The sequence below is a fragment of the Pseudomonas sp. GCM10022186 genome, from assembly GCF_042656385.1.
Taxonomy (GTDB): Bacteria; Pseudomonadota; Gammaproteobacteria; order Pseudomonadales; family Pseudomonadaceae; genus Metapseudomonas.
Genome location: NZ_JBHSOU010000070.1, coordinates 138,825 through 160,104, shown reverse-complemented (window position 1 = coordinate 160,104; position 21,280 = coordinate 138,825). Strand labels below are relative to the sequence as shown.

The 21,280-nt window shown below is 67.1% G+C and carries 19 protein-coding genes; 8 read left to right on the top strand and 11 right to left on the bottom strand.

Annotation, left to right across the window (positions count from 1 at the left end; translation table 11 throughout):
- Nucleotides 1-59 precede the first annotated feature (59 nt).
- The gene (locus ACFPU0_RS26155; protein WP_377696207.1) at nucleotides 60-2,384 is read right to left on the bottom strand and encodes an FdhF/YdeP family oxidoreductase; all 2,325 of its coding nucleotides are present in this window, start codon (nucleotides 2,382-2,384) and stop codon (nucleotides 60-62) included.
- 474 nt (nucleotides 2,385-2,858) lie between these two features.
- Here ACFPU0_RS26155 and moaA point away from each other — a divergent pair, with 474 nt between their 5' ends.
- The 4 genes from moaA (at nucleotide 2,859) to ACFPU0_RS26135 (ending at nucleotide 6,417) form a co-directional block, all read left to right on the top strand.
- Nucleotides 2,859-3,857 carry a GTP 3',8-cyclase MoaA gene (moaA, locus tag ACFPU0_RS26150; RefSeq protein WP_377696206.1) on the top strand — a complete coding sequence of 333 codons (999 nt, stop codon included), beginning with the start codon at nucleotides 2,859-2,861 and terminating at the stop codon, nucleotides 3,855-3,857.
- 34 nt (nucleotides 3,858-3,891) lie between these two features.
- Nucleotides 3,892-4,785, top strand: coding sequence for a bestrophin family protein (locus tag ACFPU0_RS26145; RefSeq protein WP_377696205.1), 894 nt, complete (start codon nucleotides 3,892-3,894; stop codon nucleotides 4,783-4,785).
- Between the two features lie 439 nt (nucleotides 4,786-5,224).
- Entirely contained in the window at nucleotides 5,225-5,488 is a 264-nt protein-coding gene (locus tag ACFPU0_RS26140) for a hypothetical protein (protein WP_377696204.1), read from the top strand.
- Nucleotides 5,489-5,511: 23 nt separating this feature from the next.
- Nucleotides 5,512-6,417 (top strand): LysR family transcriptional regulator, encoded by a 906-nt coding sequence (locus ACFPU0_RS26135; RefSeq protein ID WP_377696203.1) that lies wholly within the window; start codon nucleotides 5,512-5,514, stop codon nucleotides 6,415-6,417.
- A 313-nt stretch (nucleotides 6,418-6,730) separates the two neighbouring features.
- Here the strand turns inward: ACFPU0_RS26135 and ACFPU0_RS26130 are convergent, their stop codons facing one another.
- Nucleotides 6,731-7,624: a hypothetical protein gene (locus tag ACFPU0_RS26130; protein ID WP_377696202.1), complete on the bottom strand. Its 894-nt coding sequence runs from the start codon at nucleotides 7,622-7,624 to the stop codon at nucleotides 6,731-6,733.
- 189 nt (nucleotides 7,625-7,813) lie between these two features.
- Between ACFPU0_RS26130 and ACFPU0_RS26125 the strand changes: the two genes are divergently transcribed.
- Nucleotides 7,814-8,503: an alpha/beta fold hydrolase gene (locus ACFPU0_RS26125; RefSeq protein WP_377696201.1), complete on the top strand. Its 690-nt coding sequence runs from the start codon at nucleotides 7,814-7,816 to the stop codon at nucleotides 8,501-8,503.
- A 163-nt stretch (nucleotides 8,504-8,666) separates the two neighbouring features.
- Here ACFPU0_RS26125 and ACFPU0_RS26120 read toward each other — a convergent pair whose 3' ends face one another.
- On the bottom strand, nucleotides 8,667-9,467 hold the full coding sequence (locus ACFPU0_RS26120) for a lipase family protein (protein ID WP_377696200.1): 801 nt from the start codon (nucleotides 9,465-9,467) through the stop codon (nucleotides 8,667-8,669).
- Nucleotides 9,468-9,584: 117 nt separating this feature from the next.
- Nucleotides 9,585-10,415, bottom strand: a complete 831-nt coding sequence (locus tag ACFPU0_RS26115; protein WP_377696199.1) for an oxidoreductase — start codon at nucleotides 10,413-10,415, stop codon at nucleotides 9,585-9,587.
- A 126-nt stretch (nucleotides 10,416-10,541) separates the two neighbouring features.
- On the opposite strand from ACFPU0_RS26115, the gene ACFPU0_RS26110 reads away from it, so the two are divergent.
- Complete coding sequence (locus tag ACFPU0_RS26110) at nucleotides 10,542-11,441, top strand: LysR family transcriptional regulator (RefSeq protein ID WP_377696198.1); 900 nt, start codon at nucleotides 10,542-10,544, stop codon at nucleotides 11,439-11,441.
- Nucleotides 11,442-11,580: 139 nt separating this feature from the next.
- Here the strand turns inward: ACFPU0_RS26110 and ACFPU0_RS26105 are convergent, their stop codons facing one another.
- The gene (locus ACFPU0_RS26105; RefSeq protein ID WP_377696197.1) at nucleotides 11,581-12,927 is read right to left on the bottom strand and encodes an MFS transporter; all 1,347 of its coding nucleotides are present in this window, start codon (nucleotides 12,925-12,927) and stop codon (nucleotides 11,581-11,583) included.
- A gap of 319 nt (nucleotides 12,928-13,246) precedes the next feature.
- On the opposite strand from ACFPU0_RS26105, the gene ACFPU0_RS26100 reads away from it, so the two are divergent.
- Nucleotides 13,247-14,683, top strand: coding sequence for an aldehyde dehydrogenase family protein (locus ACFPU0_RS26100; RefSeq protein ID WP_377696196.1), 1,437 nt, complete (start codon nucleotides 13,247-13,249; stop codon nucleotides 14,681-14,683).
- A 170-nt stretch (nucleotides 14,684-14,853) separates the two neighbouring features.
- On the opposite strand, the gene ACFPU0_RS26095 is transcribed toward ACFPU0_RS26100, so the two are convergent.
- Complete coding sequence (locus ACFPU0_RS26095; RefSeq protein ID WP_377696195.1) at nucleotides 14,854-15,273, bottom strand: cupin domain-containing protein; 420 nt, start codon at nucleotides 15,271-15,273, stop codon at nucleotides 14,854-14,856.
- Nucleotides 15,274-15,674: 401 nt separating this feature from the next.
- On the opposite strand from ACFPU0_RS26095, the gene gcvA reads away from it, so the two are divergent.
- Nucleotides 15,675-16,577: a transcriptional regulator GcvA gene (gene gcvA, locus ACFPU0_RS26090; RefSeq protein WP_377696194.1), complete on the top strand. Its 903-nt coding sequence runs from the start codon at nucleotides 15,675-15,677 to the stop codon at nucleotides 16,575-16,577.
- 102 nt (nucleotides 16,578-16,679) lie between these two features.
- On the opposite strand, the gene ACFPU0_RS26085 is transcribed toward gcvA, so the two are convergent.
- The 5 genes from ACFPU0_RS26085 to ACFPU0_RS26065 form a co-directional block, all read right to left on the bottom strand.
- Entirely contained in the window at nucleotides 16,680-17,876 is a 1,197-nt protein-coding gene (locus tag ACFPU0_RS26085) for a CaiB/BaiF CoA transferase family protein (RefSeq protein WP_377696193.1), read from the bottom strand.
- Between the two features lie 124 nt (nucleotides 17,877-18,000).
- Nucleotides 18,001-18,807: an enoyl-CoA hydratase/isomerase family protein gene (locus ACFPU0_RS26080; protein WP_377696192.1), complete on the bottom strand. Its 807-nt coding sequence runs from the start codon at nucleotides 18,805-18,807 to the stop codon at nucleotides 18,001-18,003.
- Between the two features lie 10 nt (nucleotides 18,808-18,817).
- Entirely contained in the window at nucleotides 18,818-19,582 is a 765-nt protein-coding gene (locus ACFPU0_RS26075; protein ID WP_377696191.1) for an SDR family NAD(P)-dependent oxidoreductase, read from the bottom strand.
- A gap of 1 nt (nucleotide 19,583) precedes the next feature.
- Nucleotides 19,584-20,732, bottom strand: coding sequence for a thiolase family protein (locus ACFPU0_RS26070; RefSeq protein WP_377696190.1), 1,149 nt, complete (start codon nucleotides 20,730-20,732; stop codon nucleotides 19,584-19,586).
- Entirely contained in the window at nucleotides 20,729-21,085 is a 357-nt protein-coding gene (locus ACFPU0_RS26065) for a Zn-ribbon domain-containing OB-fold protein (protein WP_377696189.1), read from the bottom strand. The genes ACFPU0_RS26070 and ACFPU0_RS26065 overlap by 4 nt, the downstream gene beginning before the upstream one ends.
- Between the last annotated feature and the right edge of the window lie 195 nt (nucleotides 21,086-21,280).

Sequence of the window (21,280 nt, the reverse complement as noted above, 5' to 3'; positions counted from 1 at the left end):
TTTCCTCCGGGCGCCGTCGGGCGCCCTGAAAAAGACGAGGTGCTCGCGTCGGCCGGGATTCAGGCGGCCGACGAGGCGATCAGGCCATCGGCGCCAGGCTTCTCGACCCGGATGGCGATGAACTTCGAGGTGGGTGTGAAGGTGCGGTCGCCGTAGCTGTCGAGCGGCACCAGCGGGTTGGTCTCCGGGTAGTAGGCGGCCGCCTGGCCCTTGGGAATGTCGTAGGCCACCAGGGTGAAACCCGGCGCCCGGCGTTCGCGCCCGTCATCCCAGAGGGACACCAGGTCGACCTTGTCCCCGGGCTGGAAGCCCAGGCGCTGGATGTCCTCGGCGCTGACGAAGACCACATGGCGCATGCCGAACACGCCGCGATAGCGGTCGTCCAGGCCGTACAGCGTGGTGTTGTACTGGTCGTGGGAACGCATGGTCTGCAGGATCAGGTCCGGCCTGTCGCCGCGCTCCAGCACCTTTTCGTTGACCAGTTGCCGCGGCAACTCGCAGGGGGTGAACTGCGCCTTGCCGCTGGCGGTGTTCCAGACCCGCTCCGCCGCGCTGTTGCCCAGGTGGAAGCCGCCGGGATGTTCCAGGCGCCGGTTGAAGTCGGCGAAGCCGGGAATGGTGTCGGCGATCATGTCGCGGATGCGCCCGTAGTCGGCGATGGCCCAGCTCCAGTCGATGGGGTGCTTGCCCAGGGTGGCCTCGGCGATGCCGGCGATGATCGCCGGTTCCGAGCGCAGCAGCGGCGAACGCGGCCGCAGCTGGCCGTGGGAGATGTGCACCATGCTGAAGGTGTCTTCCACGGTGACGCCTTGCGGCCCTTCGGCCTGCAGGTCGATCTCGGTGCGGCCCAGGCACGGCAGGATCAGCGCCTCGCGGCCGACGGTCAGGTGGCTGCGGTTGAGCTTGGTGCTGATCTGCACCGTCAGCTCGCAGTTCTGCAACGCGGCATGGGTGCGCGGGGTATCCGGGGTAGCCTGGGCGAAGTTGCCGCCGAGCGCGATGAACACCTTGGCGCGGCCCTCCTCCATCGCCTTGATCGCCAGCACCGCGTTGTGCCCATGGGCGCGCGGCACGCTGAACTGGAAGCGCCGCTCCAGGGCATCCAGCAGGCGCGCCGGCGGCTGCTCGTCGATGCCCATGGTGCGGTCGCCCTGGACGTTGCTGTGGCCGCGCACCGGCGACAGGCCGGCGCCCGGACGGCCGACGTTGCCGCGCAACAGCTGCAGGTTGATCACTTCCTGGATGGTCGGCACCGAGTGGCGGTGCTGGGTCAGGCCCATGGCCCAGCACATGATCACCCGCTCGGCCTTGCGGTACATGCGCGCGGCCAGTTCGATCTCCGCCCGGCTCAGCCCGGATTGCCCGACTATCCGCTCCCAGCTGGTGGCATCCACTTCGGCCAGGTAGGCATCCAGCCCGCTGGTGTGCTCAGCGATGAAGGCATGGTCGAACACCGGCGGCTCGCCCCTGGCCTCGGCCTCCCGTTCCCACTCCAGGAGGAACTTCGCCATGCCGCGGAACATCGCCATGTCGCCGCCCAGGGCCGGGCGGAAATAGGCGGTGCTGGTGGGCTCGGAACCGTTGGAGAGCATCTCGATGGGGTGCTGCGGATGCTGGAAGCGTTCCAGGCCGCGCTCCTTCAGCGGGTTGATGCAGATCACCTGGGCGCCCCGTTCCACCGCCTCGCGCAGGGGTTCGAGCATGCGCGGATGGTTGGTGCCGGGATTCTGGCCGATGACGAAGATGGCGTCGGCCTGGCCCAGGTCGTCGAAGACCACGGTGCCCTTGCCCACCCCCAGGGTTTCCGCCATGGCCACGCCGCTGGCCTCATGGCACATGTTCGAGCAGTCGGGGAAGTTGTTGGTGCCGAAGGCGCGGACGAACAGCTGGTACAGAAAGGCCGCCTCGTTGCTCGCCCGGCCCGAGGTGTAGAACTCGGCCTGGTCGGGGGAATCCAGGGCCTTCAGGTGCCGGGCGACGAGGGCGAAGGCCTCGTCCCAGCTGGTTTCCACATAGTGGTCGGTGGCGGCGTCGTAGCGCATCGGGTGGGTCAGGCGGCCCTGGTATTCGAGCCAGTAGTCGCTCTGCTCGCGCAACTGGCTGACGCTGTAGCAGGCGAAGAACGCCGGGTCGACGCTGCGCCCGGTGGCCTCCCAGTTCACCGCCTTGGCGCCGTTCTCGCAGAACTTGACCATGCCGTTTTCCGGCGATTCGCCCCAGGCGCAGCCGGGGCAGTCGAAGCCACCGTTCTGGTTGGTCTTGAGCATGGCGCGGATGTTCTTCAGCGCGTTTTCGCTGCCCAGCCAGTTGCGGGTGACGGCCTTCAGCGCGCCCCAGCCGGCGGCCGGGCCGTCATAGGGCTTGATGTGATCATCGAGGCTCATGAGGTTTCTCCTTGTTGCTGCACGCGGTTCGTTCAGGCGCCCCAACCACCCTGTTCGCGGTTTTTCCCGGGCCGAACGAGCCCGTGACGCCTGTCGGCGCCGCTGGAAATGTCCGTGATGACTCCGCCTGGGCGGAATGTCCGACACGCCATCCGGCGTGCCTGGGAAAGAGTCGGATCAGTCGGGGAAAGTGGGGTTCGTATTCAGGCTATGGCCGATGGAGGCGGGTCGTCCAATCGCTATTCGTAACGAATCGATCGATATCGTCTATGACCCCTCCTGAAACCCTGCAATTCTCGTAAACCCCGCTTGCCACCTGATGAAAACGCTAATAGACGGCATCGATCACCTGGTCGCAAATAGCGATTGGACGGCATTTTCGCCGCCGCTTAATTTCTTTCATCGATGACGCAAGCTTCCAGCCTCGCAAACCGAGGCGGCGCGTCCGCTCCAGAGCACATTGACGAGGCAAGCATGACGAGCAAGCACCTGGTGGACGGCTTCGGCCGCAAGGTCGACTACCTGCGCATGTCGGTGACCGACCGCTGCGACTTCCGCTGCGTCTACTGCATGGCCGAGGACATGCAGTTCCTGCCCCGCCAGCGCATCCTCAGCCTGGACGAACTCTTCCTGCTGGCCGAACGCTTCGTCGCCCTCGGCACCCGCAAGATCCGCCTCACCGGCGGCGAACCCCTGGTGCGCAGCGGCATCGTCGAGCTGTGCCGGCGCATCGCCGCCCTCCCCGGCTTGCGTGAACTCTGCATGACCAGCAACGGCTCGCAGCTCGGCCGCCTGGCCGGCCCGCTGTTCGACGCCGGCCTGTCGCGGCTCAACATCAGCCTCGACAGCCTGGACCCGCAACGCTTCCGCCAGTTGACCCGCACGGGCGACCTGGCGCAGGTCATCGCCGGGATCGACGCCGCCCGCGCGGCGGGGTTTCGCCATATCAAGCTCAACTGCGTGGTGCTCAAGGGGCGCAACGACGGCGAGGTCAACGACCTGGTGCGCTTCGCCATCGACCGCCAGCTGGACATCTCCTTCATCGAGGAAATGCCCCTGGGCGTGATCAGCGAACACAGCCGGGGCGAATCCTTCTGCTCCAGCGACGAGGTCCGCGCCCGCATCGCCGAGCGCTTCACCCTGATGGAGTCCGCCGAATCCACTCAGGGGCCCTCGCGCTACTGGCGCCTGGCGGAAGCTCCGGAGATCCGCCTGGGCTTCATCTCGCCCCATAGCCACAACTTCTGCGGCAGCTGCAACCGTGTGCGCCTGACCGTCGAAGGGCGCCTGCTGCTGTGCCTGGGCAACGAGCATTCGGCCGACCTCAAGTCCGTGCTGCGCGCCCACCCCGGCGACGCGGCGCGGCTGGAAAACGCCATCACCGAAGCCCTGAAGATCAAGCCCTGGAGCCACGACTTCCAGGTCAACGACGAGGTCCAGGTGCTGCGTTTCATGAACATGACCGGCGGCTGAACCCGCTTCCACCACCAGACTGGCGCGACAACCCATGATCGTTCGTCCCAAACCCAACCTGCTCAACGTGCTGATCTCCCTCAAGGGCTCGATCGCCCGGCGCATCGCCGTGCGCAGCCTGCTGATCACCCTGCTGGCATCGCTCATCGTGCTGGTGGGCACCCTGCATCCGGACTGGTTCGTGCGGGTCGAGGCCACCCCCTTCACCCTGCTCGGCCTGTCGCTGTCGATCTTCATGAGCTTTCGCAACAACGCCTGCTACGACCGCTGGTGGGAGGGCCGCAAGGCCTGGGGCCGGGTGATCCTGGAGATCCGCGCCTTCACCCGCCAGAGCGTGGCCATCGGCAACGACGCCGTGCGCGAAGCCCTGCTCCGCGAGCTATGCGGCTTTGCCCATGCCCTCAATGCGCGGCTGCGCGGCGAGGACGAGTTCGCCGCCGCGCACCGCTGGGTCAGCGGCCTGGCGGGCGAGCACAACATCAGCGACGCCATCCTGCGACGCATCGGCCGGCAGTGCGTGCAGCTGTCCGGACGCGGCGAGATCAGCGAATGGCGCGCCATCGCCCTGGAAGCACACCTCAACGGCCTCACCGAGGCCCAGGCCACCTGCGAGCGGATCAGGTCCACGCCGCTGCCCTTTCCCTACACCCTGCTGCTGCACCGCACCATCTACATCTTCTGCATCCTGCTGCCCTTCGCCATGGCCATCCCCCTGGGCTGGGTCACGCCGATCTTCACTACCATCGTCAGCTACACCTTCTTCGGCCTGGACGCCATCGGCGACGAGCTGGAGAACCCCTTCGGCCGCGACGAGAACGACCTGCCCACCGACGCCCTGGTGCGCAACATCGAGCGGGAAATCCTTGGCGCGCTCGGCCATGGGGAACTGCCGCCGGTGCTGGAGCCGGTGGACTACGTGCTGAGCTGATTCGTGCTCATGGGTGTGCTGATCGGCTTCGCTCAGCTCGACCTGCTCCCCGGTGGATCACGCCTCATCGATCCACCATCGACGCAATACCGGACTCCGCTGGTGGATAGAAGAGCGCTATCCACCCTACAAGGCTACGAAACTCCTTGGCCCCCGTAGGGTGATCACGCTTCATCGATCCACCATTTCGTGCCTGACCCGCACGCCGATGGTGGACAGAAAAGCGCCGTCCACCCTACGAACTGGTTGCCCCGGCGCCACCCCTCGGCCCGCACACCTGGTCCGTCTTCAGGTGAACCAACTTATGGAACAGCGCAATAGAGCGCACTTATCAGCTATTCAGATCAGGCGATTGGACGCCGCCGCGCCTGAGCAATAGCCTTGTCCCACCAGTACTTCGTCACTATCGGGCATGCCCGCCAAGGCACCTGGAGATCGGATGGGCCGGATCGAATACAACTGCTCGGTATTGCTGCTCGCCGGTGGCCGGGGGGCGCGCATGGGCGGCCGGGACAAAGGGCTGCTGCCGCGAACACTGCTGCCGGCGCTGGATAGTGCCTGGAAGCGCGGCGAACGAAGCTTGCTGCGCGCCCTGCTGGCCGCCGATGCGCAGGCGCTGGACTGCGCCGCCGACGACCCGCGCCTGGCCAACTTCAACACGCCGCAACACCTCGACGTGCAGCTGCCGGCTGCGGTTTCCTGAACCTTTCGCTCGCCCGTGGCGCCATGGACATCAAACAGCTCAAGTTCCTCATCGCCCTCGAGCAGACGCGCCACTTCGGCCAGGCCGCCGCGCTCTGCCACATCACCCAGCCGACGTTGTCGATGCGGCTGCGCAACCTGGAGGACGAACTGAACCTGGTGCTGGTGAGCCGGGGCCAGCGCTTCGAAGGCTTCACCGAGGCGGGCGAGCGCATCCTCGCCTGGGCCCGCACACTGCTGGCGGCCCACGACGGCCTGCAGGCCGAAGCCGCCAGCTGCCGTGGCCAACTGGTGGGCTGCCTGCGCCTGGGCATGGTGCCGCTGGCCAGTTTCAACCCCACCCACCTGATCAAGCCCCTCACCCAGCGCTACCCCGAGCTGCGCTTCCAGCTGTCGTCGCTGAGTTCGGAGCAGATCATCGATGGGCTCAGCCGCAATCAACTGGACCTCGGGCTGTGCTACCTGGACCAGGTCAATACCAGCTACTTCGAGGTGATCGAACTGGCCTCGACGCGCATGGGCCTGCTGCATGACACACGCTTCTTCAGCTTCCAGGAGCAGGAGCTGGACTGGGAGACCCTCGGCCGCTTGCCACTCGGGCTGCTGACCACGGGCATGCACTTCCGCCAGTCCATCGACCTGAGCTTCCGCAGCCGGGGCCTGGACCCGCACCCCCTGCTGGAAAGCGAATCGACCTTCCAGCTGGTGCAGGTGGTGAGCGCGGGAATCTGCTGCGCCATCATGCCCCTGGCCAACGGCCTGGAAGACCTGAGCGAACACCTGCGGGTGGTGCCCATCGCCGAGGCTGCCGTCCACGCGCCGCTCGGCCTGGCACTGCGCCGTACCGAACCCCGCTCGGCGCTGGCCGAGAAATGCTTTGCCGAGGCCAGGTCGATATTCGGCGGTTCCGCGGAAAATCCCGGCTCCTGAACTTCCAAACCGCTCTTTCCGGCTTTATCGAGTCAAGTTCAAAGCCGGACTTCCAGGTTGCCCGAAGTGATAGGCGAACCCGATCGGCAAGTCGAAACCAGCGATTGGACGGGATATCCGGCGATCCGTAGCCTTGAGTTGCATCAACAACTTACCGGCAACTTCTGATGACGCCTTCGATCGAACTTCCTGAAACGTCTCCGGCCGGCGCGGCGGAGCTTCCGGAAGACAGTTGCCACACCCTCCCCCACCGGGACAGCCACCTTCTTCCCGCCGGTGACCGGAGGTTGGAATGGCCGTACCGCCCTGCCGCTCAGGGCGCCACGTAGGGTTCGATGAACCAGCAGCCCAGCAGTTCGTCCAGGCGCCTGCCGTCGCTCAGGCGGCGGAACAGCCCTGGCGTCATCCAGGGTGCGTAGCCATCGACATTGGGGGCGCCGCGGCCGTCCTTCAGGTCCTGGATCAGCAGGGTGCGGGTCTCGAAGGAGATGCGCGTGAGGCCACTTGAGTTGCCCACGCCGGCGTGGGCATGGGCACCGGAAAAGGCGATCAGCTCGCCCGGCTCGAGCAGCACCGGCACACCCTCCGCCGCCGGCTCGCCGAGCAGATGGGGAATGGCCTCGTCGGCATCCACCGAGTTGCGCCCGTCGCGGTGGGAGCGCTGCAGGATCGCCTGCATGTCGAAACCCGCGCTGGTGTTCGGCAACGCCCTGCGCCACAGGCTCGGGTAGATCGCGAAGGTGCGTTCCTCGGTGATCGGGTAGACGGGGGCCCACCAGTTGGTCTGGCCATAGAGGTTCGAGCCCCAGGTATCGCGGTGGAAGGCAATGGTGGCGGTGGTCCGCGCGCGGGGCGCCGATCGCCGGGGTTCCTGATGGGGCTGGAAGCGCAGGTGCAGCCGGTCGCAGGCGACACGCTCGGCGTCGAAGCCCAGGCCTTCGAGCAGTTCACGCCAGAGCAGGCGGACCTCGGGCGCGGCGGCGAATTCCCGCTGGCACTGGGCGAAGCAGCGGGTCTGCTCGATGTGGGATAGGTGCAGGTGAATCTCTTCCGGCTTGAAGGGGTGCAGTCGCGCTTCCAGCAACTCGCGGGTGACGGTCACCAGCGCGGCCATGGCAGGCGACTGGCCGAACCGCAGGATATAGCCGGCATAGATCCGCGACTGGAACCCTCTAGGGTCGAAAGGCGTGTCGAGCGTGCTGTACATGGGACTCCATCCTGGGGGCGGCGGAGCCTCCACTCTAGAAGCAGCCCAGATGCGGAAACAGCGGCAGAAGCCGGCACAAAAAACGGAGCAGTGTTCGCGTCCGACGGCCGGTGGCGAATGCGCCGGCAGCGCTCCCAAGACTGGCTAGGATTGGCTGATGCTTCGTCCAATCCATCGAGGAAACCGGCCATGTCCATCCAACCCAATATCCTGCTGGTCCATGGTGCCTGGGGTGACGCTTCGCACTGGCGCCACCTGATCCCTTTGCTGCTGGATGCCGGCTACCCGGTCAGCGCGGTGCAGAATCCGCTCACCGCCCTGGCGGACGATGTGCAGCGCACCCGCACCCTGGCCGAGTCCCTCGAAGGACCCACCTTGCTGGTGGGCCACTCCTACGGCGGCGCGGTGATTTCCGCCGCCGGCCACGCGGCCAATGTAGTGGGCCTGGTGTTCGTCGCCGCCTTCGCGCCCGATGAAGGCGACAGCCTGGGCGGCATCTTCGCCCGCACCGAACCACCGCGGGGCGCGGCGGGCATCCGTCCGGACGCACAGGGCTTCCTCTGGCTGGCGCGCGACAGTTTCCACGCCGACTTCGGCGCCGACCTGCCCGAGCAGGAAGTCCGGGTCATGGCCGTCACCCAGAAGCCCATCGCTGCCCGCTGCTTCGAGGACAAGGCCGGCGCTCCCGCCTGGCGCGACAAGCCCAGCTGGTACCAGGTGTCGTCGGGCGATCACATGATTCCGCCCGCAACCCAAGCCTGGATGGCCGAGCGCATCGGCGCGCGAAAGACCATCACCCTGGATGCCAGCCATGCTTCGCTGGCCTCGCGCCCGAGGGAGATCTTCGCGTTGATCGAGGAGGCGGCTAAGAGCCTGTAGGGGCGGCACTGGGCTTCTCGTAGGGTGCGCTGTGCGCACCGATTGCGGGATCGGCGATCGCGCGACCTTCGACCGCTGGTGCGCACGGCGCCCCCTGCCTATCACTCGCCCCAGACAGCCTGAGTCGTAATAGGCAGGGTCGGTTACCGAGGAAGTGCGCAAACTACCCGTTCATCGGCGCGTCCGGGTTATTCAGCGCGTAGAGATAGCAGTCCGCCAGGCTGTGGTCGGCTTCGACGCTGGTGTAGCTGGCGGTGAAGGTGATGGCCAACCCCAGGTGCTGGTAGATCCACTGGTCGGTGACTCCCGGCGGCACCTCCGGCACCAGGTCGCTGTCGTTGACCACCCGGTAGGTGGCCACACCCAGGCTGTTGTAGTAGTTGGCGAAATCCGGCGCGACCACCCGCGGGCTGGCGAAGTTGTAGTGTTGCAGTGCCTGGTCGGGATACGCCGCCTGCAGGTCGAGCACCGCCAGGCTGGACAGCGCGCAGCCCAGGCTGTGGCCGCAGACCCAGAGATTACCGGTGGGTTGCAGGCCGTCGACCGCCTGCAGGGCCAGGTCGCGCAGCGAGGTGTAGAGCTTGAGGAAGCCGTCGTGGACCAGCCCGACGTCGGTCTTCCAGGGGTAGGTGGTCTGCTTGACCTGCAGGTCGTCGACCCAGTCCTGGGCCGACTCGGTGCCGCGGAACACCAGGTAGACCTCGCCGTTCGGATCGCTGGCGGCGAAACCGAAGGGCTCGGATTCGTTGATGTAATGCAGCTCGCTGAGGATGCTCCAGACCGGCGCCGAGAAGGTCCAGCCGGTCATGCTCGGCTGCTGCCAGTTGAAGTCCTGGGGTTTGCGCGGCTTGTCCTGCTGCAGCCACTGGTCGTACTGGTCGTAGGCGGCTTCCACCAGGTTGGCGCATTGCAGCGCCTGGGACAGGGAGAAACCCGTGGGGAAATACATGGGAAGACTGGGCATGCTGGCCTCCTTGCCGGTTGGGATGGGATCACACTCTGGATCATGTCCAGGCGTCCTACAGCGTAGCCCGTCAACCGGCCGCCGGAGCATCTCCCGGCGACCGGTCATCGGCCTGGCTCAGGCGTCGAAGTCGGTGGACATCGCCAAGGCCTTCCACTGCGCTACCTCGCCCTCCACCTGGCGGTGCTTGTCGGCGATGCGCTGCACTGCATCGCTGCCCAGCGGCAGGCGCTGCGGCGGGTTGGGCGCGTCAACCAGGGCCAGGATGGCGCCGGCGAACTTGCTCGGGTCGCCCGGCTGGGCATGGTTGGCGCCTTCCGCGAAGCGGCGCATGGCACCCACGGTTTCGTCGTAGTCCGGCAGTTCCAGGGCGGTTTTCACCAGCGACTGGTCATCGAGGAAGTCGGTGCGGAAGAAGCCCGGCTCGACCACGGTGACCTGGATGCCCAGCGGCGCCAGTTCCTGGTGCAGCGCTTCGCTGATACCTTCCACGGCGAACTTGGTGGAGCCGTATACGCCCCAGCCGTAGTAGGACTGGTAGCCGCCCAGGGAGGAGATGTTGATCACGCGGCCGGAGCGCTGGCGGCGCATATGCGGCAGCACGGCACGGGTGACGTTGAGCAGGCCGAAGACATTGGTGGCATAGATGCGCTCCACTTCCTGCGCGCTGGTTTCCTCCACCGCGCCGAGGATGCCGTAGCCGGCGTTGTTCAGCAGCACGTCGATGCGACCGAAGCGCTTGATGCCCTCGGCGACCGCCTCATGGGCCTCGCCTTCGCGGGTCACGTCCAGGCGTGCGGCCAGCAGGTTGGGATGCTCGCCCAGGCGGGCGATGACATCTTCCGGCTTGCGGGCGGTGGCGATCACCGCATCCCCGGCCTCCAGGGCCTTCGCTGCGACCAGCGCGCCGAAACCACGGGAAGCTCCAGTAATGAACCAGGTACGCATAGCAACTCCTCCTGTGTGGGAACCCGCACCGCGCGGGTTATCTGGTGAGTTGACGCCACTCTAGAGTTCAATTACTCCTGTGATAATCCCAGGAAAATGGCATGGGCTTTTGAACAGGATTCATCAATGAAACCCGTCTCCGCCGCCGACCTCAGCGTCTTCCTCAGCATCGCCGCCCACCTCAGTTTCAGCCGTGCCGCCGTGGAACTGGGCCTTTCCCCTTCCGCCCTGAGCCATGCCCTGCGGGCCCTGGAAGAACGCCTCGGGGTGCGGCTGTTCAACCGCACCACCCGCAGCGTGGCCCTGACCGAAGCGGGCGAACGTCTCTACGGGCGCATCAAGCCGGCTTTCCGCGATATCGACGACGCCCTGGAAGACCTCAACCAGTTCCGTGACACGCCCTCCGGCACCCTGCGCATCAGTGCCGGCCGCGCCGCCGCGGAACTGGTGCTGCTGCCCCTGGCCAGCCGCTTTCTCGAGGCCTATCCGGACGTGAGCCTGGAAATCTCCGCCGACGACGCCCTGGTGGACGTGGTGTCCGCCGGCTTCGACGCCGGTGTGCGTTTCGGCGAGCGTCTGGAGGCGGATATGGTGTCCCTGCCGATCGGCCCCTACCTGCGTTCGGTGGTGGTGGGTTCGCCGGCCTTCTTCGAACGCCATCCCCTGCCGCACAAGCCCCAGGACCTCCACGGCCTGCCTTGCATCCGCCATCGATTTCCCGGCGGCAGCCTGTACCGCTGGGAGTTCGAGCGCGGCGGCATGCAACTGGAGATCGAAGTGGATGGCCCGCTGACCCTGGGCGACGTGGGCATGATGGTCGGCCCGGCGCTGCAGGGCACGGGCCTGGCCTACGTGTTCGAGGAGATGGTGGCCCGGCACATCGCCGAGGGCCGGCTGCTGCAGGTGCTGGAAGACTGGTGCCCCTATTATCCGGGCCTGCACCTCTACTACCCCAGCCGCCGCCAGGTGCCGGCGGCGCTCAAGGCCTTCATCGAATTCGCCAGGAGCGCACGTCAGGAACAGTGATGCGGTGGGACCGCGTCGCGGTCCTTTCGCGAATGAAATCGCGCCTACCGTAGGGTGGAAATCGCTTTTCATTTCCACCATCCGGGTCCCGGCCAGGCACCGCTGATGGACCGGTGCAGCGTGGTCCACCCTACATCGCTCAGCGCAGCGGCTGCCCCTTCATCTCCGGCATGCGGATGTACACCACCAGGCTCACCAGGCACACGGCGGCGACGTAGATCCAGAACAGGTGGCCGTAACCGGCGCCCGACACGGCGGTCATGATGTAGGGCGAGGTGCCGCCGAACAGGGTGACCGACAGCGCGTAAGGCAAGGCGATGCCGGTGACCCGCACTTCCGCCGGGAACTGCTCGGCCATGGTCACCGCCGAGGCGGCGCCGAAGCCGGTGAGGATCACCATGGAGACGGTTTGCAGCAGGATCACCTCGCCCAGGCTGATGCCCTGGTAGAGCAGGCCGAAGCTCGGCCAGGCCCAGAGGATCGAAGCGGCGGCGAAAGCGATCAGCACCGGGCGGCGGCCGATGCGGTCGGCCAGCACGCCCACCAGCGGCATCAGCAGCAGCGACACGCCGACCGCCACCACCCCGGCCAGCAGCGTCTCGCGGATCGGCATCCCGGTGACCAGGTGCACCTGGGACGGGTAGCTCACCATCCACACGTAGTTGAGCAGGTTCCCCGCCATGGCGACGCCGATGACCCGCAATACGTCCTTGCGGTGCGTGGTGAAGATGTCGCGGATCGGACGTTTCTCGATGGCCTTCTTCGCCACCCGCGACTTGAATACTTCGGTCTCGCGCACCGACAGGCGGATCCACAGGGTGAGCACGCCCATCGCCGCGGCGATGACGAAGGCCACGCGCCAGCCCCACTCCTCCAGGGCGGTGTCGCTGCCCACCGAGGCCAGCACGAAGCCCAGCAGAAAGGACACCAGGGTGCCGGCGTTGATCGCGAACCACTGCCAGGAGCCGGCGAACGCACGGCGGTCGGACGGCGCCGACTCGATCAGGAAGGCCGAGGCCGAGCCGAACTCTCCGCCGGCGGAGAAGCCCTGGGTCAGGCGCGCCAGCACCAGGATGACCGGCGCGGCGATGCCGATGCTTTCGTAGTTGGGGCAGATGCCGATGACCAGCGAGGCCAGGGACATCAGCAGGATCGACAGGGCCAGGCCCTTCTTGCGGCCATAGCGGTCGGCGAACACGCCGAGCACCGCGCCGCCGATGGGGCGCATCAGGAAGCCCACGGCGAACACCGCCAGCACCGAGAGCAGCGCGGTGAGGCTGTTGCCGGCCGGGAAGAACTGCTTGGCGAGGATCGAGGAGAAGGTGGCGTAGATCACCCAGTCGGTGTACTCGACTATGGTGCCCAGGGTGGCGGCCACAATGGCCTTCTTCTCCGTAGGCTTCAGCCTGCGGCCAGCACTGGCCGCAGGGGTGGCGGGGATGCTTCCAGGCATGAGTCCATCGATCGCACTATTGTCGTTAGTCATTGCTTCGCTCCCGTGAGCACACTTCTTGTTGTTGATCGCCCGTAGGCTTTCGCTTCTGGCTGGCGAGCAAGATGCAGTGTGGTGCGGGGCGCGGTGAAGCGAGATTTCCGCCCTGTTCGATTGACTTCGACTCAAGCGTCGAGGCCGGCGCGGCGCGTGATCCAGGCAATCGGCGAGTTGAGATTTACTCAAGCCTGGACGGCCCAAATATCCTTTGAAGGCGCCCCGCCGAAGACCGAACCTGCCCCCCGATGCCCGGGTCGACGAACAACCAGCGCACCCACGCAGGACCCGGGCCATGAACCGAGGAGACGCGAAGATGTTCCTGAAAGTTGAGAGTTACATCGGTGGACGCATCCTGCCGCCGGCCGAGGGCCGCTACGTCGACAAGCTCGACCCGCGCACTGGCGAAAAGCTCGGCGAGGTCGCCAGCAGCGGCCCCGCCGAAGTGGAGCTGGCTATCCAGTCCGCCCAGGACGCCCTGCCCGCCTGGCGCGACATGCGCCCCTCCGAGCGCGGCCGCATCCTCCTGGAGCTGGCGCGCATCGTGCGCTTGAGCAAAGACCGCCTGGGCAGGCTGGAGAGCGCCGAAACCGGCAAGCCCGGCCGCGAGATGGCCGCGCTGATGGACCTCACCGCCCAGTACTTCGAGTTCTACGCCGGCCTGGTCAACGTCATGGACGGCGAAGTGATCAACCAGGGCCCCGAGTACCACGTCTACACCCGCCGCGATCCCTTCGGCGTGATCGGCGCCATCCTGCCCTGGAACGCCCCGCTGCATCAGGCCGCCCGCGCCATCGCCCCGGCCCTGGCTACCGGCAACACTGTAGTGGCCAAGCCGTCCGAGCACACCTCCGCCTCCCTGGTGGAACTGGCGCGCATCGCGGTGGAGGAAGCCGGCCTGCCTGCCGGCGTGTTCAACGTGATCGTCGGCAAGGGCAGCGTCATCGGCCCGGTGATGGCGCGCCATCCGCTGATGCGCAAGATCTCCTTCACCGGCGGCCTCACCGCCGGCCAGGAACTGGGGCGCATCGCCGCCGAACGCATCCTGCCGCTGACCCTGGAGCTGGGCGGCAAGTCCGCCAATATCGTCTTCGACGATGCCGACCTGGACGCCGCGGCCAAGGGCGCCACCCGCGCCTTCACCTGGAACAGCGGCCAATGGTGCTGCGCCGGCACCCGCCTGCTGGTGCAGGAAAACATCCACGACCGCTTCGTCGAGAAGCTGCTGGCCGAGGTCGCCGCCCTGCGCGTCGGCCCGGACTTCGACGCCACCTCCGGCCCCATCACCACCCGCGCCCAGTTCGAGAAGATCCAGAGCTATTTCGAGATAGCCGCACGCGAAGGCCTCGAGCCCGCCATCGGCGGCAAGGTGGCCAGTGGCGAACAGCTGGGCAATGGCTGGTACATCGAGCCTACGGTCTACACCGGCGTGAACAACGACATGACCCTGGCCAAGGAAGAGATCTTCGGCCCGATCCTCTGCGTCATCCCCTTCAAGGACGAAGCCGACGCCCTGCGCATCGCCAACGACAGCCAGTTCGGCCTGGGAGCCGGCATCTGGAGCCGCGATATCGGCCGCGTGCACCGCATGGCCGCCGGCCTGGAAGCCGGCCGCATCGTGGTCAACGAGTACAGCGGCGGCTTCGTCCAGACGCCGTGCGGCGGCTTCAAGCAGAGCGGCTACGGCCGCGAGCAGGGTATCGACGCCCTCTCCCACTACACCCAGCTGAAGTCGGTGATCATCCGGCTCTGACCCCAGGCTCGGTCGCTGTGGGGGCGAATTCATTCGCCAAGCAGGACGCAGTCCTGCCGTCGGCTGGTGCGGGCCGCGCAGGTTCGAGGAACGAGACCCGACTCGGCAGCCCCGATCGTTGGGTTTCGCCTCGCTCTACCGCAACCTACCCAGGCTGCCATGGCACCACATCACTGCTCCAGCTTCAGCAGCGGCTCGCCCTTGCGCACGGTGTAGGTCGCCAGCTCGGAGGCTTTTTCCTCGCCGACGTTCTTCGCCACATGGGGAACTCCGTCGGGAATGAACAGCGAGTCGCCGGCCTTGAGGATCACAGGTTCGCGATCCTCCAGCTGGTACTCGAAGGTCCCGCTGATCACATAGGCCACTTCTTCCCCCGGATGGGAGTGCCGGGGCGATGCCACGCCCGGATCGATATCGACGCGGGCCTGGATCACTTCATGCCCGTGGGCATGGATTTCCTGCTTGACCAGATCAGTGCGGTGGATGCCGTTCTTCCAGCTGGCGTTCGCCTGTCCGGCTTCGCCGGCCTGGACCAGGCCCGAGAGTGCGGCGATTGCCGCGGCGGTTGCGAAAAGTTGGATGTAGCGCATGGTCTTGCCCCTTCGGCTGGATTGCTTTGGAGGTTCCAGCCTAGGTGGCGGCGGTGTGCGCGATGTGTCGGAACGCGGGCCTTTTGCATGGCGCCTTGTCCGCGGCCGGGGAGGATACAGACGGATACACCGCCCCACTCCCTCCGCTCTTGCAGGAGCGAATTCATTCGCGAAACGGGTTGGCACCGAGCGGCGGATGCTGCCCTCACCCCAGCCCTCTCCCAGAGGGAGAGGGAGCTGTCCGTGCACCTTGGATGGGTCGTGCATTCGCGAAGGCCAATGCAGGAAGCCGCCGGAGGCCGCGACAACCGAGAAAACCAGGGCTTTCGCTTGAGTTTTACTCAATCAGAACTAGAGTAAGATTCCGCCGCCCTCCACGATTCCAAGAAGAAAACCCGCAGATGGACAGACTGCCGCCGCTCAATGCCGTGCGCGCCTTCGAGGCCGTAGCCCGGCACCTCAGCATCACCCTTGCCGCCGACGAACTGAACGTCACCCCCGGGGCCGTATCGCGGCAGATCCGCGCCCTGGAGGAGTACATGGAGCAGCCGCTGTTCGTCCGCGGGCACCGGCAGATCACCCTGACCCCAGCCGGCGAGCAGTATTTCAAGGCGGTGGCGCGCATCATCGAGGAACTGCGCGGCGCCACCCGCAAGCTCAAGCGCCCGGCCAAGCGCCGGCAGATCAAGGTGCGCGCCTACACCACCTTCGCCATGCAGTGGCTGATTCCGCGCCTGGCCAGCTTCCACCAGGAGAACCCGAAGATCGAGGTGCTGCTCACCGCCTCCCTCGACCCGGTGGATTTCCACAAGGAGGACCTGGACGCCGCCATCCGCCTGGGCTCGGGCGACTGGCCCAATTGCAACTGCTACGTACTGAGCGACAACGTGCTGGCCCCGGTGTGCAGCCCCGCCCTGCTCGATCTCGGCCCCGGCCTGCACGAGCCCGCGGACGTGGCCGAGTACACCATGCTGCATTCCATCGCCCGGCCGGACGACTGGGGCCACTGGCTGCAGGCCGCCGGCGTGGGCAGCTCGGTGGACGCCCGCGCCGGCATGACCTACCAGAGTTCCTCCATGGCCTATGCGGCGGCCACCGGCGGCCAGGGCATCGCCATCGCCCAGCTGTTCCTGGTGGAGAAGGAATTGCGCGAAGGCACCCTGGTGCGGCCCTTCCCGCAGACCGTGGACATGGGCGCCTACACCTATTACCTGCTGACCCCGAAGCACCGGGTGGAAAGCGAAGACATGGCCACCTTCCGCCAGTGGCTGCTGGAGCAGGCACGGCAGACACGCCATTCGTAATTTCGTAGGGTGGATCACGCTTCACCGATCCACCATCGCGTTCACCGGCGACTCCGCCTGGTGGACAGAAGAGCGCTGTCCACCCTACGACAAGCATGCGTCCTACGCGGCGATCACCGCGCCGCTCTGCAGCATGTCCGTCACTTCCAGCTCGCTGAAGCCCATTTCCGCCAAAAGCTCGCGGGAGTGCTCGCCCTTGTCCGGCGCGGGTTTGTAGGGCTGGCGCGCCGCCTCGGCGCTGTTCACCGGGAAGCCGGGGACGCGCAATGCCCCGTGACGAGGGTGCTCGATGGTGGCGAGCATGCCGTTCTCGGCGAGCTGCGGATGGTTCAGCAGGTCGTCATAGTCGGCCACCCTGGCGCAGAGGATGTCCGCCGCGCGCAACCATTCCAGCCAGTGCGCGGTGGATTGGGTACGGAACACGGCGGTGAGCGCCTCCTGCATCTCGCTACGGTGCGCCACGCGTTGAGCTGAGCTGATGAAACGCGGATCGTCCGCCCATTCGGGGTGGCCGAGCACCCGGCACAGGCGTTCCCAGCGATTGCCGTTGTAGGCCGCCACCATCAGCCAGCCATCCGCGGTCTGGAAGGCTTCGTTCGGTGCCGAGTAAGGCGCCGCGCTGCCGATGGGCGTGGGCAGTTCGCCGTCGCGCAGGTAGCTGGCGATGGACGACTGCTGCAGGGCCAGGGCCGAGTTCATCAGGCTCACGTCCAGGTGGCCGCCCTGCCCGTCCCGGTGGCGTGCCTGCAGCTTGGCGAGGATGGCCATGCAGGCCATGTAGCCAGTCACCACGTCCACCACCGGCGCCTGCACCTTGCAGGGTGGCGCGCCGGGGGTGCCGATCAGGCTCATCAGGCCGGAATCCGCCTGGAGGATGCCGTCCACCCCGGCGCGGTCCGCATAGGGTCCGTGCTGGCCATAGGCGGAAATGGAGCAGTAGACCAGCGCCGGATTCAACGCCGCCATGTCCTCGTAGCCCAGCCCCAGGCGCGCCATCACGCCGGGGCGCATGCTTTCGATCAGCACGTCGGCCCCCACCACCAGGCGCCGTGCCACTTCCAGGGCGCGGGGGTTCTTCAGGTCCAGGCAGAGGCCCTGCTTGCCACGATTGAAGCCGTGGTAGAGGGCGCTGTCCTCGCCGACCCAGGCCGGCCCCAGGCTGCGCCCGAGGTCGCCTTCCGGCGCTTCGACCTTGATCACCCGCGCGCCCATGTCGGCCAGCAGCATGGTGCAGGTGGGGCCGGCGGCGATCTGGGTGAAGTCCAGCACCGTCAGGCCTTGCAGGGCATTACGCAGCATGGCGGGCACCTCCCTGCTTGAAGGTGCCCTGGGCGGTGGCCAGCAACTCGCCGCCCTCCGTCTCCAGCCCGACGCCGAGGTTCTGCAGAAAGGGATTGCTCAATTGCATGACCTTCTCCCCGGCCTAGCGGCCCTTGTAGTGCGGCGGGCGCTTCTCGGCGAAGGCGGCGCGGCCTTCCAGGCGGTCTTCGGTATCCCGCAGCACGCCCCAATAGAGCTCGGTGAGACGCTGGGCGTCGGCATCCGACAGATGCGCCGTCTGCCGCGCCAGGGACTGCAGCGCCTGGATCGCCAGGGGCGCCTGGGCGGCGATGCGTTCGGCCAGGGCCAGGGCCCGGTCGAGCAGCGCCGCCGGGCTTTGCGCCACTTCCGAGACCAGCCCGATGGCCCGGGCCCGGGCTGCGTCGATGCGCTCGCCGGTCAGGGCCATCTGCATGGCGTGGGCCGGCGGCACCGCCTTCAGCAGGCGATGCAGGCCGGACACCGCCGGGATCGAACCGACCACCGCTTCCGGCAAGCCGAAGCTGGCATTGCCGGCGGCGATGCGCAGGTCGCACTGCAGCGCCAGTTCCAGGCCACCGCCCAGGCAGTGGCCATTGACCGCGGCGATCAGCGGCTTGCGCAGGTCGAGGTCGGCAAGGTCCATCAGGCGGATGTAGAGACCGGCCTCGGCGGCCGGCTCCTTGTCGAGGAACAGCGCCTCGGCGTAGGAAGCGGACGAGGCCCGTGTGCTCTTCAGGTCGGCGCCGACGCAGAAGGCCCGCTCGCCGCCGCCGGTGATGATCGCTACGCGGATATCACGGCGATCGCGGACCTGCTCCAGGTGCCCACGCAGGGCACGCAGCGAGTCCAGGTCCAGGGCGTTGAGGGCCTCGGCACGGTCAAGGGTGATCAGGGCTACGGCGCCACGGATCTGCAGGGTCACGGACATGGCGGCCTCCTCACACGCTGGCCGAGGACAGGCTGCGCCCGCCACAGACATACAGCGTCTGCCCGGTGACGTAGGAACTGGCCGGGTCGAGGAAGAACTCCACCGCATTGGCGATATCGTCCGGCACGCCGATGCGCTTGACCGGCACGGTGTCCTTCAGGCGCGTCTGCACCTCCGGTTCGAAGGCCTGGAACAGCGGCGTATCGACTATGCCCGGGGCGACGGCGTTGACTGTGATGCCCTTGGCGGCGAACTCGATGGCCAGGCTGCGGGTCAGGCTCACCACCCCGCCCTTGGCGGCGGAATAGTTGGCCTGGCCGAAACCGCCGAGCCAGGCACGGGACGACAGGTTGACGATGCGCCCGAAACCGGCCTCCAGCATCAGCGGCAGGGCCGCCTTGCAGCAGAGGAACTGCGCCCGCAGGTTGGTATCCACCACCAGGTCCCAGTCGTCCTCGGTCATCTTCAGGAAGCGCTTGTCGCGCACCACGCCGGCGTTGTTCACCAGGAAGTCCAGGCGCCCGGACATCTCGCGGACCTGGTCGAAAGCCCGCTCGACTTCAGCGCCCAGGGTCAGGTCCAGGGCGATGCCATGGGCCTCGAGGCCCTCGTCCTGCAGCAGCTTCACCGCGTCCAGCAGCGCCGGCGCATCGCGGTCCAGCAGATAGACGGTGACACCCTGGCGCGCCAGTCGGGTGGCGATGCCGAGGCCAATGCCACGGGCGGCGCCGGTGACGGCTGCGACCTGGCCTTGCTTGAATCGAATCGCGCTCATCTCACACCCCCAGCACATGAACGGAAGATGCGGCATGGTCGACGCCGGCGATGCCGCCGCCGGTGCACTGGGCGACGCCGATGTGCGGCTGGTTGTCGGCCTGGCGGTCGCCGGCGCGGCCCTGCAGCTGCCACATCAGCTCGACCATCTGCGCCACACCGGTGGCACCCAGCGGGTGGCCCTTGGCGAGCAGGCCGCCGCTGGGGTTCACCGGCACCCGGCCGCCCAGGCGGGTGGCGCCAGAATGCAGCAGCGACACGGCTTCGCCGTGGGGCGCGAGGCCCAGGGCCTCGTAGTAAAGGAGTTCGGCGATGGTGAAGGCGTCGTGCAGCTCCACCACGCCCACATCGCGCGGGTCCACCCCGGCCTGCTCATAGGCCAGGCGCGCCGCGCGGGCGGTGATCTCGGCGTCGAGGATGTCGTCGCGAGCACCTTCGCGCAGGCCGGAAACGACGATGGAGCCGAGCACACGCACGTCCCTGCCATGGGGGCCGGGCTTGTTGCCCAGTACCAGGGCGGCGGCGCCATCCACCTGGGACGGGCAGCACTGCAGCAGGGTCAGCGGGTCGGCGATCATCCGCGAGCCCAGCACTTCTTCGAGGGTCACTTCGCTGCGCTGCTGGGCGTACTCGTTGAGGGAACCGTGGTAGCGGTTCTTCACCGCGATGCCGGCCAGGTCGGCCGGGCTGGCGCCGCGCTCGTGGATGAAGCGCGTGGCGCGCATGGCGTAGACCGCAGGCAGGACCATGCCGGCCCTGGCGAAGAGGTCGGTCTTCTCGTCGTTGCGCTGCATGGGAATGGTGCCGCCGCCGAGCTGGGTCAGTTGCTCGATGCCGAACACCAGCACCCGCTCGTACTGCCCGGCCAGCAAGGCGTGGCGCGCCAGGTGCACGGCGGTGGCACCGCTGGCGCAGGCGTTCTCGACGTTGTAGACGGGGATGCCGGCAAGGCCGAGGTCACGCAGGATCACCTGGCCGAGGATCATCCCGCCCAGCACGTTGGCGCAGTAGATGGCCTGGATGTCCTTCAGCTCGACGCCTGCGTCTGCCACGGCGTCGAGGATCGCCTGCTGCGCCAGTTCCGGCGCCATCACCCCCTGATGACGGCCGAAGCGGGTCATGGCGCCGCCCATTACATGCATCCGGCTCATTGGTGGGCCTCCAGGGATTCGAACAGATAGCCATAGGTGTCGTCGGGCAGGATGCGATAGCGGCCGCCGATCGCCGGGCGCTCGCCGCTGGCGATGCGGCCGAACAGACGCAGCGGGCCTTCCAGGTCCAGGTAGCCCAGGGCGAAGGGCGCTAGGCCGCTCTTCGGGCTCGGCTGGATGATGCTGAAGCTGTACAGCTCGCCTTCGCCGGCCAGCGCTTCGACCTGGTACTGGTCGGCCAGTGGCGAGTGACCGGGCAGCGGCGGGAATACCAGTTCGCCGCTGGCGATATGGCGGGAGCCAAGCAGGCGCGAGGGGCTATCGGCCCCCCAGAGGGATGGCAGCGGGTTCATGTCGACCTCCTGTTGTTTTCAGCCGCGCGAACGGCTCTGGACTGGAGCCATGGTCGACAACGGCAGGAGGTCCGACAAACGATATAAAGACCGCCATGGATTGAGTTTTCCGCAAGCGACAAGGCGCACGCGGCCATTCACGGCGCCACTGCGGGCGTGGCACCATCGGCCACGCCCGCCCTTCCCCGCCGAGGC

Excerpts from the sequence above, each read along its gene's own strand:
- ACFPU0_RS26155 (WP_377696207.1), bottom strand. The coding sequence starts at position 2,384 with ATGAGCCTCGATGATCACATCAAGCCCTATGACGGCCCGGCCGCCGGC.
- moaA (WP_377696206.1), top strand. The coding sequence starts at position 2,859 with ATGACGAGCAAGCACCTGGTGGACGGCTTCGGCCGCAAGGTCGACTAC.
- ACFPU0_RS26145 (WP_377696205.1), top strand. The coding sequence starts at position 3,892 with ATGATCGTTCGTCCCAAACCCAACCTGCTCAACGTGCTGATCTCCCTC.
- ACFPU0_RS26140 (WP_377696204.1), top strand. The coding sequence starts at position 5,225 with ATGGGCCGGATCGAATACAACTGCTCGGTATTGCTGCTCGCCGGTGGC.
- ACFPU0_RS26135 (WP_377696203.1), top strand. The coding sequence starts at position 5,512 with ATGGACATCAAACAGCTCAAGTTCCTCATCGCCCTCGAGCAGACGCGC.
- ACFPU0_RS26130 (WP_377696202.1), bottom strand. The coding sequence starts at position 7,624 with ATGTACAGCACGCTCGACACGCCTTTCGACCCTAGAGGGTTCCAGTCG.
- ACFPU0_RS26125 (WP_377696201.1), top strand. The coding sequence starts at position 7,814 with ATGTCCATCCAACCCAATATCCTGCTGGTCCATGGTGCCTGGGGTGAC.
- ACFPU0_RS26120 (WP_377696200.1), bottom strand. The coding sequence starts at position 9,467 with ATGCCCAGTCTTCCCATGTATTTCCCCACGGGTTTCTCCCTGTCCCAG.
- ACFPU0_RS26115 (WP_377696199.1), bottom strand. The coding sequence starts at position 10,415 with ATGCGTACCTGGTTCATTACTGGAGCTTCCCGTGGTTTCGGCGCGCTG.
- ACFPU0_RS26110 (WP_377696198.1), top strand. The coding sequence starts at position 10,542 with ATGAAACCCGTCTCCGCCGCCGACCTCAGCGTCTTCCTCAGCATCGCC.
- ACFPU0_RS26105 (WP_377696197.1), bottom strand. The coding sequence starts at position 12,927 with ATGACTAACGACAATAGTGCGATCGATGGACTCATGCCTGGAAGCATC.
- ACFPU0_RS26100 (WP_377696196.1), top strand. The coding sequence starts at position 13,247 with ATGTTCCTGAAAGTTGAGAGTTACATCGGTGGACGCATCCTGCCGCCG.
- ACFPU0_RS26095 (WP_377696195.1), bottom strand. The coding sequence starts at position 15,273 with ATGCGCTACATCCAACTTTTCGCAACCGCCGCGGCAATCGCCGCACTC.
- gcvA (WP_377696194.1), top strand. The coding sequence starts at position 15,675 with ATGGACAGACTGCCGCCGCTCAATGCCGTGCGCGCCTTCGAGGCCGTA.
- ACFPU0_RS26085 (WP_377696193.1), bottom strand. The coding sequence starts at position 17,876 with ATGCTGCGTAATGCCCTGCAAGGCCTGACGGTGCTGGACTTCACCCAG.
- ACFPU0_RS26080 (WP_377696192.1), bottom strand. The coding sequence starts at position 18,807 with ATGTCCGTGACCCTGCAGATCCGTGGCGCCGTAGCCCTGATCACCCTT.
- ACFPU0_RS26075 (WP_377696191.1), bottom strand. The coding sequence starts at position 19,582 with ATGAGCGCGATTCGATTCAAGCAAGGCCAGGTCGCAGCCGTCACCGGC.
- ACFPU0_RS26070 (WP_377696190.1), bottom strand. The coding sequence starts at position 20,732 with ATGAGCCGGATGCATGTAATGGGCGGCGCCATGACCCGCTTCGGCCGT.
- ACFPU0_RS26065 (WP_377696189.1), bottom strand. The coding sequence starts at position 21,085 with ATGAACCCGCTGCCATCCCTCTGGGGGGCCGATAGCCCCTCGCGCCTG.